The following is a 12,732-nucleotide window of genomic DNA, read 5'->3' on the forward strand; positions in this document are numbered from 1 at the left end:
AGGATTTGTCCGTAAATTAAAATTCTCCCGAGTCGCCCGTGATGCGACGAAGGAGCGATAAATGGCCAAGGCGCATGCCAATTCGTGGGAGGTAACGGACGAGTTCTGGAAACTGGTAGAGCCGCTGGTGCCACAGCCAGTGCGCGATCCAGGCAAGCACTACGAACGCGCAGCCGGGGCGGGCCGCCCCGCAAAACCGCCACGGCTGGTGTTCGAGGCCATCATGTATGTGCTGCGCACAGGCTGCCAGTGGAAGGCGCTGCCGGCTGAACGCTTTGGCAGCGCCAGCGCGATCCATCACAAGTTCATGCTGTGGTCCAAGGCCGGGTTCTTCGAGAACCTGTGGAAGGCAGGGCTGGCCGAATACGACGACTGTGAAGGCATCGCCTGGCGCTGGCAGAGCATCGACGGCGCCATGTTCAAGGCGCCCTTGGCGCAGGAAGCTGTGGGGCGCAACCCGACGGATCGGGGAAAAAAAAGGCAGCAAGCGTCACCTGTTGGTGGACGGGCGTGGCGTCCCGTTGTCGCTCGTCGTGACCGGGGCGAACGCGCACGACGTGACGCAACTTGAGGCCGTGTTGTCTTGCTGCATGGTCAAACGCCCCACGCCCAAGCAGCGGCGCAGCAAGCACCTATGTGCTGATGCGGGCTACCGGGGCAAGAACGCCATGAAGATCATTGTGGCCCACGGCTATATCCCGCATGTGGTGGGCCGCAAAAGCGAGGCAGAGCACAAAAAGCGTGATCCGAAGAAAAAAGCGCGCCGTTGGGTTGTGCAGGCTTGCCATGGCTGGTTCAACCGGTTCAGGAAATTACTGGTGCGCTACGAGAAGCTGGAGCACACGTTCCTCGCACTCAACCATCTCGCCGCCGCCATCATCGCGCTGCGGAAAATCCACCTGCCCGTTAATATTATTTACGGATAAATCCTTAATATTGGCTATAGCGAATCGACTTCAGGGGGTCACACTACTGTCATGGGGCTTTCCTACGCTGGGCGGGTTTGCACAACCCACACGAGGAACTTCATGATCGATCCCGATGACATCGGCTACAACACCACCGACAACCCGTCGTTTGCCACGGTGGTCGATGCGCGCCTGAGCCGCCGCAACCTGTTGCGCGGCAGCTTCGCCACGGCGGGCGGCGCCATGCTGGGCAGCATGGCGCTGGTCGCATGTGGCGGTGGCGGTGGCGACGATGATCCGGCTCCCCCGGCGGCAGGCCTGAAGCTGGGCTTCAATCCCGTGGCCAAGAGCCTGGCCGATGCGGTCACCGTACCTGCGGGCTATACCGCCAGCGTGCTCTACCGCCTGGGCGATCCGATCGCTGCCGGCGTGGCACCCTACAAGAACGACGGCACGGACGATCCGGCGACCTACGACCGCCGCGCGGGCGACCATCATGACGGCATGACCTGGTTCGGCGTGGGCGCCAACGGCAGGTGGGATGCCAAGGCCAGCGACCGCGGTCTGCTGGTGATGAACCACGAGTCGCTGACCCCCGTTTTCCTGCACCCTGCCGGGCGTACGGTCGTCAAGGGCCAGCGCACCGTGCCCAGCGAAGTAGTGCGCGAGTTCTACCTGCACGGCGTGAGCGTGATCGAGACTGCCAAGGGGTCTGATGGCAAGTGGCGCTACAAGCAAGACTCGGCGTTCAACCGCCGTGTCCATACGCTGACGCCCATGGAGCTGTCGGGCCCTGCGCGCGGCGTGGATGCGGTCAAGACCCGCTACTCGGCCAACGGCACGCGCACGCGCGGCACGGTGAACAACTGCGCCAACGGCACCACGCCCTGGGGCACCTACCTGGCCTGCGAGGAAAACTGGTACGGCTACTTCTACCGCACTCCGGCCAGCGACAATGCCCATCGCTCCGCGCGCGAGCTGGCCGCCATCAAGCGCTACGGCGTGGGCCCGCAGGAGTTCTACGGACTGTGGGGAACCACGCAAGGCGCTGCCGATGCCGAGCAGCAGGATACTTTCGATCGCTGGAACCTTGACGTGAAGGGCGAGGCCGCCACCGCCGACTATCGCAATGCCCACAACACCTATGGCTGGGTGGTGGAGATCGATCCCTTCACGCCGGACAGCACGCCACGCAAGCGCACCGCGCTGGGCCGCTTCGGCCACGAAGGCGCGTGCCTGGGCCTAGTGCAGGCCGGCAAGCCTCTGGTGTGGTACATGGGCGACGACGCGCGCAACGAGTACATCTACAAATACGTCTCCAACAAGAACTGGGATCCGCAGGATGCCACCGGCGGCCTGGCTGCCGGCGACAAGTACATGGACGATGGCCGGCTCTACGTGGCCCGGTTCAAGGCCGACGGAACGGGCGAGTGGCTGGAGCTGGCGCTGGGCAAGCATGGCATCACCTCGTCCAACGCCGCTTACGGCTTCACCGACCAGGCCGACGTGGTGCTGCACGCGCGGCTGGCCGCCGATGCGGCGGGCGCTACCAAGATGGATCGCCCCGAGTGGACTGCTGTCCATCCCAAAACGGGCGACGTCTACGTGACGCTGACCAACACCAATGCCTCGTCGCGCCCAATCGACAAGACCGACGCCGCCAACCCGCGCTTCTACAACGACCCCAAGGGTGCGGCGCAGACGGCGCAGACCGGCAATCCCAACGGCCACATCGTGCGCTTCGCCGAAAGTGCGGGCAACGCCGGCACCACATTCACCTGGGACGTATACCTGTTCGGCGCGCGCTCCACGGCTGGCGCCGACGTCAACGTCTCCGGCCTGACGGCCGACAACGATTTCTCCAGCCCCGACGGCCTGTGGTTCAGCCAGGCCTCGGCTGGTCTGGCCTGGCTGCAGACCGACGATGGCGCCTACACCGACGTGACCAACTGCATGATGCTGGCTGCCGTGCCGGGCAAGGTGGGCGATGGCGGCAAGAAGACTCTGACCAACAAGAGCGGCGACACCACGCGCACCCAGGACACCATCGTCGGTGCCAGGCCCGGCGAGAAGGACACACAGCTCAAGCGCTTCCTGGTGGGCCCCAAGGGTTGCGAGATCACAGGCATCGCCGAGTCGGGCGATGGCCGTGCGATCTTCGTGAACATTCAGCACCCGGGCGAGGACACCAAGGACGCGGACATCGGCGACCCGTCGAAGTTCCAGAGCCACTGGCCGGACGGCGGCAGTGCCCGCCCGCGCTCGGCCACCATTGTCATTACCCGCATCGACGGCGGCGTCGTAGGCGTCTGACGCAGCCGGCCTCGTGCATTCGTGCAGGGGCCGGGCCGTGCCCATCGCACACGCGTTCAGCGTGTGCACGTTTTTCTGAAAGGGGTCGCCTCAGAAAACGGAAAATAAAGCACGCTAAGCCGGTTGCAGCGGTCGTAGCGGCCTGAACTTGCCCGCGCCGATCTTGGCGCTGCTGCGCCAGAGGTAATCGCCGGTGAGGTTGATGTGCTCCCAACCGAGCGGCGACAGGTACTGCAACAGCGCGTCATCAACGGCATGGCCGTTGCCACGCAGCGCGTGCGCAGCCCGTTCCAGATAGACCGTGTTCCACAACACGACGGCAGCCGTTACCAGATTGAGGCCGCTAGCCCGGTAGCGCTGCTGCTCGAAACTGCGGTCGCGGATTTCACCCAGGCGGTTGAAAAACACTGCCCTGGCCAGCGCATTGCGCGCCTCGCCCTTGTTCAGGCCGGCATGCACGCGGCGGCGCAGTTCCACGCTTTGCAGCCAGTCCAGGATGAACAGCGTGCGCTCGATGCGGCCCAGCTCGCGGAGCGCCACGGCCAGGCCGTTCTGGCGTGGGTAGCTGCCGAGCTTTCGGAGCATCAGGGAGGCCGTCACCGTGCCCTGCTTGATCGAGGTGGCCAGCCGCAGGATTTCGTCCCAATGGGCGCGGACGTGCTTGATGTTGAGCGTGCCGCCGATCATGGGTTTCAGCGCGTCATAGGCGGCGTCGCCCTTCGGGATGTAGAGCTTGGTGTCGCCCAGGTCGCGGATGCGCGGCGCGAAGCGGAAGCCCAGGAGGTGCATCAGGGCGAAGACGTGATCGGTGAAGCCCGCCGTGTCGGTGTAATGCTCCTCGATCCGCAAGTCGGACTCGTGGTACAGCAGGCCGTCGAGCACGTAGGTCGAATCGCGCACGCCGACGTTCACGACCTTGGTGTGAAATGGCGCGTACTGGTCAGAAATGTGGGTGTAGAACGTCCGCCCTGGGCTGCTCCCGTATTTCGGGTTGATGTGGCCGGTGCTCTCGGCCTTGCTGCCGGTGCGGAAGTTCTGGCCGTCCGACGATGAGGTGGTGCCGTCGCCCCAGTGCTCGGCGAAGGGATGGCGGAACTGTGCGTTGACCAGATCGGCCAGCGCCGCCCCGTAGGTTTCGTCGCGGATGTGCCAGGCTTGCAGCCAAGCCAGCTTGGCGTAGGTCGTGCCGGGGCAAGACTCCGCCATCTTGGTCAGGCCCAGGTTGATCGCGTCGGCGAGGATCGTGGTCAGCAACAGGTTCTTGTCTTTGGCCGGGTCGCCCGATTTCAGATGCGCGAAATGCCGAGTGAAGCCCGTCCATTCGTCCACCTCCAGCAGCAGTTCGGTGATCTTGACGTGCGGCAGGATCATTGCCGTCTGGTCGATCAGCGCTTGGGCGGTGTCGGGTACCGCCGCGTCGAGCGGCGTGATCTTCAAGCCTGACTCGGTGATGATGGCGTCCGGCAGCTCGTTGGCCGTCGCCATACGGTTGACGGTGGCAAGCTGTGTTTCCAGCAGCGTCAGCCGGTCGTTCAGGTACCGGTTGCAGTCGGTGGCCACGGCCAGCGGCAATTCGCTGGCCTGCTTGAGGCTGGCGAATTTCGCGGGCGGCACCAGGTAGTCCTCGAAGTCCTTGAACTGGCGCGACCCCTGCACCCAGATGTCGCCGGAACGCAACGCGTTCTTCATCTCCGACAGCGCGCACAGTTCGTAGTAGCGCCGGTCGATGCCGGTGTCGGTCATGACCAGCTTCTGCCAGCGCGGCTTGATGAACTCGGTCGGCGCGTCGGCGGGCACCTTGCGGGCGTTGTCGCTGTTCATGCCGCGCAGCACCTCGATGGCGTCGAGCACGTCCTTCGCGGCGGGAGCGGCCCGCAGCTTGAGCACGGCAAGGAATTCCGGCGCGTAGCGGCGCAGCGTGGCGTAGCTTTCGCCGATGCGGTGCAGGAAATCGAAGTCCTCGGGCTGCGCAAGCTTCTGCGCTTCGGTGACGCTCTCGGCGAAGGCATCCCAGGACATGACGGCCTCGATGGCGGCGAACGGATCGCGGCCCGCCTGCTTGGCCTCGATCAGCGCCTGGCCGATGCGGCCGAACAGCCGCACCTTGGCGTTGATCGCCTTGCCGGACGCCTGGAATTGCTGCTGATGCTTGTTCTTGGCGGCGTTGAACAGCTTGCCCAGGATGCGGTCGTGCAGGTCGATGATTTCGTCGGTGACGGTGGCCATGCCCTCGATGGCAAGCGCCACCAGGGTGGCATAGCGTCGCTGCGCCTCGAACTTGGCCAGGTCGGCGGGCGTCATCTGGCCACCCTCACGGGCGATCTTGAGCAGGCGGTTCTGGTGCACCGACCGCTCGATGCCAGAAGGCAGGTCGAGCGCCTGCCACGCTTTGAGGCGTTCGATGTGTTCCAGCATGTGCCGCGAATTCGGTTTGACGGGCGATTGGCGCAGCCAGGCCAGCCAGGTCGTTTTGCCGTTGTCCCGACGCTTGAGCAGATCGTCGAGGCGGCGGCGATGCGCGTCCGACAGCGGTTCGGCCAAGGCATCGTAGATGCGCCGGTTGGCGCGGGTGATTGCTTCGGCGCTCGCCCGCTCGACGGCGTTGAGGGCAGGCAGAATGACCGACTGCTGCCGCAGGTGCTCGATCAAGGTGCTGGCCAGCACGATGCCCTTGTCGGTCTGCAAGGCCATCTCGGTCAGCAACTGGACGGCCTGCCGGTAGTGGCCCATGGTAAAGGGCTGGAAGCCGAACACCGTTTTCAGTTCGACCAGGTGCTCGCGCCGGGTCTGCTCCCGCTGCCCGTATTCGTCCCAGCTTTCGACGCTGACCTTGAGCTGGTCGGCGACCAGTTTCAACAAGGGCGGAAACGGCGGCTCATCGACGCCCAGGATGACACCAGGAAAGCGCAGGTAACAGAGCTGCACGGCGAAGCCCAGCCGGTTGGCCGGGCCGCGCCGCTGCCGGATGATGGAGAGGTCGGTTTCGCTGAACGTGTAGTGACGGATCAACTCATCCTTGGTGTCCGGCAACGCCAGCAGGCTTTCGCGCTCGGCGGCGGACAGGATTGAACGACGTGGCATATTTACTGATCCGTTCTCAAGTATTGATACAGGGTTTCGCGACTGATTCCGAATTCACGAGCCAGCTTGGTCTTTTGCTCGCCAGCCTCGACACGTTGGCGCAGTTCGGCAATACGCTCAGACGACAGGGATTTCTTCCTGCCACGGTAGGCCCCGCGCTGCTTGGCGAGCGCGATGCCCTCGCGCTGCCGCTCGCGGATCAAGGCGCGTTCGAACTCGGCGAACGCGCCCATTACCGACAGCATCAGGTTCGCCATCGGCGAGTCCTCGCCGGTGAAGGTCAAATGCTCCTTAAGGAACTCGATGCGTACGCCGCGCTGGGTGAGGCCCTGCACCAGGCGGCGCAGGTCGTCGAGGTTGCGCGCCAGACGATCCATGCTGTGCACCACGACCGTGTCGCCTTCGCGCACGAAGGCGAGCAGCCGTTCCAGTTCGGGCCGCCGTGTGTCCTTGCCCGACGCCTTGTCGGTGAACACTTTATCCACCTGGATCTGTTCGAGCTGCCGTTCTGGGTTCTGGTCGAAGCTGCTGACGCGGACGTAACCGATGCGCTGACCGTGCAAGGTATCCTCCTGAGGGAAATGTGTCAGGAAGAAATCTATGACCCTTGACGGCGTATGTCAATCAATTCGGAAGGCAACTCTATTCTGACGATTTAGCGCCGGATTGTCGTTTTCAGAAGACGGCTGCACTGAACGTCAGAAGCCGACTGCACTATAGCAGCGGAGGGGTTGGATCCATCAGGCAACGACGGGCTGCTGCCGGCCATCAGCGGACGCAGGGAGGACTTTCCGCAACCGGCCGTTCGATGCGGCACCGATGGCCTTCGCGCAGGGGTAGTGAATCCGCCAGGATTGACTTGCGCTGCCCTACCTCTCACTAGTGAGGGGCGGCAGCGCATCAAGCGGTGAGCGCACTCCGGCACCGCCAACTTTCAGCACATGCGTGTAAATCATCGTCGTAGAGACGTCGGAATGGCCGAGCAGATCCTGCACGGTTCGAATGCGTGTGCTGCGCAAAAACCCAGAACCACGGCCAGGAATGCCCGGCGCGCGGATACTTCCGCTCAAGGGCGTCGGGAAGCGCAACGCCGCTGCGGCCCTCGGCCTGGTCCTTCAGCCACCATGCCCGTGCACGCGACAGCTGCTCGCGCAGGCTGGGTGCCAAGCTCTCGGGTAACATCAAGGCCCGATCCTTGGAGCCCTTGCCCTCCCGCACGATGATCGTGCCGTGATCGAAATCCAGATCCTTGACCCGCAGTTGCAAACCCTCACTGATCCGCATGCCCGTTCCATACAGAAGCTGGGCGAACAAACGATGCTCGCCTTCCAGAAAACCGAGGATGCGAACCACTTCATCCGGGGTCAGCACCACCGGCAAGCGCCGCGACGGCCGAGGTCTTCCGATCTCCTGAAGCCAGGGCAGATCCGTGCACAGCACCTTGCCGTAGAAGAACAGCAAGGCCGCCAATGCCTGACGATGCGTGGAGACCGAAACCTTGCGCTCGTTCGCCAGCCAGGACAGAAATGCCTCGACTTCGCTGCTGCCCAAGGTTGCCGGGTGACGCACACCGTGGAAACGGATGAAGGCACGAACCCAGTGGACATAAGCCTGTTCGGTTCGTAAGCTGTAATGCAAGTAGCGTATGCGCTCACGCAACTGGTCCAGAACCTTGACCGAACGCAGCGGTGGTAACGGCGCAGTGGCGGTTTTCATGGCTTGTTATGACTGTTTTTTTGTACAGTCTATGCCTCGGGCATCCAAGCAGCAAGCGCGTTACGCCGTGGGTCGATGTTTGATGTTATGGAGCAGCAACGATGTTACGCAGCAGGGCAGTCGCCCTAAAACAAAGTTAGGCCTCATGAAATACTTTATCGCAGCCCTGTTTCTTCTCATCGGCACAGCTCCAGCCATCGCTGGAACCACCGAGAACTCCGCATGTGTGGACAATCCTCCACTTGCGAGCCTATCTCCGGCGGACCAAGACGCGATTCAGGCCACCCTACGCATCCATTCTGACCACTTGTGCGCAACAGATGCCTGCGAGTTCAGGGTACGGAAACTTTCTAACGGCAACACGCTCGTCAAGCTTCGCGCGGCGCGCTATGCGGCAACGCTCCAACAGTGCGTTACCGTGTACATGGGGCACGCTGGCGTAGTGTTTGATGCGTCTGGCAAAGTCGTCGATATGTGGCCGTATTGCTACCTGATGGACCAAGAGAAGAAACATGATCCAGCGTTCAAGCCGGATCGTGAATACAAAATGTGTAACAGGCTCGGCATGAGGCCTAACAATTCGTTCAAGCCGAACCTGCTTCGCTACACCAACGACATGGCAGGTTAAGCTTGCCATGTCGTCGGCTACGCTACGCAGGTCGGCTTAACTCAGGCGTTGGGCGCACAATAAGGCTCCTTGCAGAGTTGCTTGAAAGTTGTTACGATTCAAATTCAATCATGAGATAGTCAGCAGATGAGCACTTCCAAGAACGCAGACAAGTAAGCCGCAGCAACCTTCATTTTTCGGTTGTTGCGGCGTTCTCATGAATCCTTTTGCTCTACGGGAGCGCCGCCAAATCCTTTGTTCAAGGAGATGGTTTCGTGCGCTCAAAAAACTTTAGTTGGCGGTACTCCCTTGCCGCCACGGTGTTGTTGTTATCACCGTTCGATTTATTGGCATCACTCGGCATGGACATGTACTTGCCAGCAGTGCCGTTTATGCCAAACGCGCTTGGTACGACAGCGAGCACAATTCAGCTTACGCTGACAACGTACTTGGTCATGATTGGTGCCGGTCAGCTCTTGTTTGGACCGCTATCGGACCGACTGGGGCGCCGCCCCGTTCTACTGGGAGGTGGCCTCGCCTACGTTGTGGCGTCAATGGGCCTCGCTCTTACGTCATCGGCTGAAGTCTTTCTGGGGCTTCGGATTCTTCAGGCTTGTGGTGCCTCGGCGTGCCTTGTTTCCACATTTGCAACAGTACGTGACATTTACGCAGGTCGCGAGGAAAGTAATGTCATTTACGGCATACTCGGATCCATGCTGGCCATGGTCCCGGCGGTAGGCCCATTGCTCGGAGCGCTCGTCGACATGTGGCTTGGGTGGCGGGCTATCTTTGCGTTTCTAGGTTTGGGCATGATCGCTGCATCTGCAGCAGCGTGGCGATTCTGGCCTGAAACCCGGGTGCAACGAGTTGCGGGCTTGCAATGGTCGCAGCTGCTACTCCCCGTTAAGTGCCTGAACTTCTGGTTGTACACGTTGTGTTACGCCGCTGGAATGGGTAGCTTCTTCGTCTTTTTCTCCATTGCGCCCGGACTAATGATGGGCAGGCAAGGTGTGTCTCAGCTTGGCTTCAGCCTGCTGTTCGCCACAGTGGCAATTGCCATGGTGTTTACGGCTCGTTTTATGGGGCGTGTGATACCCAAGTGGGGCAGCCCAAGTGTCTTGCGAATGGGAATGGGATGCCTGATAGCTGGAGCAGTATTGCTTGCCATCACCGAAATATGGGCTTTGCAGTCCGTGTTAGGCTTTATTGCTCCAATGTGGCTAGTGGGTATTGGTGTCGCCACAGCGGTATCTGTGGCGCCCAATGGCGCTCTTCGAGGATTCGACCATGTTGCTGGAACGGTCACGGCAGTCTACTTCTGCTTGGGCGGTGTACTGCTAGGAAGCATCGGAACGTTGATCATTTCGCTGTTGCCGCGCAACACGGCTTGGCCGGTTGTCGTGTACTGTTTGACCCTTGCAACAGTCGTGCTCGGTCTGTCTTGTGTTTCCCGAGTGAAGGGCTCTCGCGGCCAGGGGGAGCATGATGTGGTCGCGCTACAAAGTGCGGAAAGTACATCAAATCCCAATCGTTGAGAGAATGTGGCAAGCTATCGCCCAACAAATCGCTGCAGCCGACCCAAAACCGCTACGCGGTTTCGGTCGGCTGAGCTCAGGCGTTAAACATCATGAGGGAAGCGGTGATCGCCGAAGTATCGACTCAACTATCAGAGGTAGTTGGCGTCATCGAGCGCCATCTCGAACCGACGTTGCTGGCCGTACATTTGTACGGCTCCGCAGTGGATGGCGGCCTGAAGCCACACAGTGATATTGATTTGCTGGTTACGGTGACCGTAAGGCTTGATGAAACAACGCGGCGAGCTTTGATCAACGACCTTTTGGAAACTTCGGCTTCCCCTGGAGAGAGCGAGATTCTCCGCGCTGTAGAAGTCACCATTGTTGTGCACGACGACATCATTCCGTGGCGTTATCCAGCTAAGCGCGAACTGCAATTTGGAGAATGGCAGCGCAATGACATTCTTGCAGGTATCTTCGAGCCAGCCACGATCGACATTGATCTGGCTATCTTGCTGACAAAAGCAAGAGAACATAGCGTTGCCTTGGTAGGTCCAGCGGCGGAGGAACTCTTTGATCCGGTTCCTGAACAGGATCTATTTGAGGCGCTAAATGAAACCTTAACGCTATGGAACTCGCCGCCCGACTGGGCTGGCGATGAGCGAAATGTAGTGCTTACGTTGTCCCGCATTTGGTACAGCGCAGTAACCGGCAAAATCGCGCCGAAGGATGTCGCTGCCGACTGGGCAATGGAGCGCCTGCCGGCCCAGTATCAGCCCGTCATACTTGAAGCTAGACAGGCTTATCTTGGACAAGAAGAAGATCGCTTGGCCTCCCGCGCAGATCAGTTGGAAGAATTTGTTCACTACGTGAAAGGCGAGATCACCAAGGTAGTCGGCAAATAATGTCTAACAATTCGTTCAAGCCGACGCCGCTTCGCGGCGCGGCTTAACTCAAGCGTTAGATGCACTAAGCACATAATTGCTCACAGCCAAACTATCAGGTCAAGTCTGCTTTTATTATTTTTAAGCGTGCATAATAAGCCCTACACAAATTGGGAGATATATCATGAAAGGCTGGCTTTTTCTTGTTATCGCAATAGTTGGCGAAGTAATCGCAACATCCGCATTAAAATCTAGCGAGGGCTTTACTAAGCTTGCCCCTTCCGCCGTTGTCATAATCGGTTATGGCATCGCATTTTATTTTCTTTCTCTGGTTCTGAAATCCATCCCTGTCGGTGTTGCTTATGCAGTCTGGTCGGGACTCGGCGTCGTCATAATTACAGCCATTGCCTGGTTGCTTCATGGGCAAAAGCTTGATGCGTGGGGCTTTGTAGGTATGGGGCTCATAATTGCTGCCTTTTTGCTCGCCCGATCCCCATCGTGGAAGTCGCTGCGGAGGCCGACGCCATGGTGACGGTGTTCGGCATTCTGAATCTCACCGAGGACTCCTTCTTCGATGAGAGCCGGCGGCTAGACCCCGCCGGCGCTGTCACCGCGGCGATCGAAATGCTGCGAGTCGGATCAGACGTCGTGGATGTCGGACCGGCCGCCAGCCATCCGGACGCGAGGCCTGTATCGCCGGCCGATGAGATCAGACGTATTGCGCCGCTCTTAGACGCCCTGTCCGATCAGATGCACCGTGTTTCAATCGACAGCTTCCAACCGGAAACCCAGCGCTATGCGCTCAAGCGCGGCGTGGGCTACCTGAACGATATCCAAGGATTTCCTGACCCTGCGCTCTATCCCGATATTGCTGAGGCGGACTGCAGGCTGGTGGTTATGCACTCAGCGCAGCGGGATGGCATCGCCACCCGCACCGGTCACCTTCGACCCGAAGACGCGCTCGACGAGATTGTGCGGTTCTTCGAGGCGCGGGTTTCCGCCTTGCGACGGAGCGGGGTCGCTGCCGACCGGCTCATCCTCGATCCGGGGATGGACCGGCGATTGGTCCATGGCGAAACGGCCGACCTTGCGCCGACCGGCTTCGGGCAACAGGTCCGCGAAGCCATGGACCAGCGCCGCGAGCATCATATCGAACAGCGCGACGCCACGCGCAACAGGGACGGCCGAATCTTCTACCGGCGCAATCTTCTCGCCACCCTGCGCGAGCGGGAAGTTGCGCGCGCCGGTGCGGAGATGGCCGAGGGCAAGGCGCTGCCGTTCCGCGCCGCCAAGGATGGTGAGAGTGTCAGCGGCAAGTTCACCGGGACTGTCCAGCTAACGAGCGGCAAGTTCGCCATCGTGGAAAAGAGCCACGAGTTCACCCTTGTCCCGTGGCGGCCGATCATCGACCGCCAGCTCGGCCGCGAGGTCGCGGGTATCATGCAGGGCGGTTCGGTGTCGTGGCAGTTAGGGCGGCAGCGGGGGTTGGGGCTATAGGAGCCAACGATACCGCATTGCAACGCAACAACTAATTCGATAAGAGCTGCTATTCAATTTCGTAATCGTGGAGCCATCAGCATGGGAAATTCCAAGTCAGCAGACAAGTAAGCCGCAACATCAGAATTGTTGTTGCGGCGCTCTGTAAGACCAATCCCATCTGATTGCTGACGAGCAGACGCTGCCCGGTATCCTTAATCGAGCGGTTGATT

9 protein-coding genes and 1 pseudogene are annotated in these 12,732 nt (G+C 60.7%); 7 read left to right on the forward strand and 3 right to left on the reverse strand.

Going from position 1 to position 12,732, the window contains the following annotated elements; genetic code table 11:
- Window positions 1-61 precede the first annotated feature (61 nt).
- Together IDM45_RS04410 and IDM45_RS04415 are read left to right on the forward strand one after the other, a co-directional pair.
- Window positions 62-926, forward strand: a protein-coding gene (locus IDM45_RS04410; RefSeq protein ID WP_209421805.1) for an IS5 family transposase whose coding sequence is annotated in 2 segments (ribosomal slippage) — window positions 62-480 and window positions 479-926 — 867 coding nt in all. Because the reading frame shifts where the segments join, the coding sequence is not laid out codon by codon here.
- A 102-nt stretch (window positions 927-1,028) separates the two neighbouring features.
- Window positions 1,029-3,221: a PhoX family protein gene (locus IDM45_RS04415; RefSeq protein WP_209421806.1), complete on the forward strand. Its 2,193-nt coding sequence runs from the start codon at window positions 1,029-1,031 to the stop codon at window positions 3,219-3,221.
- A gap of 114 nt (window positions 3,222-3,335) precedes the next feature.
- Here IDM45_RS04415 and IDM45_RS04420 read toward each other — a convergent pair whose 3' ends face one another.
- The 3 genes and pseudogenes from IDM45_RS04420 to IDM45_RS04430 all read right to left on the reverse strand — a co-directional run bounded on the left by IDM45_RS04420 (window position 3,336) and on the right by IDM45_RS04430 (window position 8,018).
- Complete coding sequence (locus IDM45_RS04420; RefSeq protein ID WP_209421807.1) at window positions 3,336-6,302, reverse strand: Tn3 family transposase; 2,967 nt, start codon at window positions 6,300-6,302, stop codon at window positions 3,336-3,338.
- A gap of 2 nt (window positions 6,303-6,304) precedes the next feature.
- Entirely contained in the window at window positions 6,305-6,865 is a 561-nt protein-coding gene (locus tag IDM45_RS04425; protein WP_003124096.1) for a recombinase family protein, read from the reverse strand.
- A 306-nt stretch (window positions 6,866-7,171) separates the two neighbouring features.
- Window positions 7,172-8,018 (reverse strand): annotated as a pseudogene (locus IDM45_RS04430) (integron integrase).
- A gap of 145 nt (window positions 8,019-8,163) precedes the next feature.
- On the opposite strand from IDM45_RS04430, the gene IDM45_RS04435 reads away from it, so the two are divergent.
- From IDM45_RS04435 to folP, 5 genes are all read left to right on the forward strand, one after another.
- Window positions 8,164-8,646, forward strand: a complete 483-nt coding sequence (locus tag IDM45_RS04435; RefSeq protein WP_209421808.1) for a hypothetical protein — start codon at window positions 8,164-8,166, stop codon at window positions 8,644-8,646.
- A gap of 254 nt (window positions 8,647-8,900) precedes the next feature.
- The gene (locus IDM45_RS04440) at window positions 8,901-10,160 is read left to right on the forward strand and encodes a CmlA family chloramphenicol efflux MFS transporter (RefSeq protein ID WP_001256774.1); all 1,260 of its coding nucleotides are present in this window, start codon (window positions 8,901-8,903) and stop codon (window positions 10,158-10,160) included.
- A 92-nt stretch (window positions 10,161-10,252) separates the two neighbouring features.
- On the forward strand, window positions 10,253-11,044 hold the full coding sequence (aadA1, locus tag IDM45_RS04445; RefSeq protein ID WP_001206316.1) for an ANT(3'')-Ia family aminoglycoside nucleotidyltransferase AadA1: 792 nt from the start codon (window positions 10,253-10,255) through the stop codon (window positions 11,042-11,044).
- A gap of 163 nt (window positions 11,045-11,207) precedes the next feature.
- Complete coding sequence (locus IDM45_RS04450) at window positions 11,208-11,555, forward strand: quaternary ammonium compound efflux SMR transporter QacE delta 1 (protein WP_000679427.1); 348 nt, start codon at window positions 11,208-11,210, stop codon at window positions 11,553-11,555.
- Entirely contained in the window at window positions 11,549-12,520 is a 972-nt protein-coding gene (gene folP, locus IDM45_RS04455; protein ID WP_000259026.1) for a dihydropteroate synthase, read from the forward strand. The genes IDM45_RS04450 and folP overlap by 7 nt, the downstream gene beginning before the upstream one ends.
- Window positions 12,521-12,732: the final 212 nt, after the last annotated feature.

Source organism: Melaminivora jejuensis, assembly GCF_017811175.1.
Classification (GTDB): Bacteria; Pseudomonadota; Gammaproteobacteria; order Burkholderiales; family Burkholderiaceae_C; genus Melaminivora; species Melaminivora jejuensis.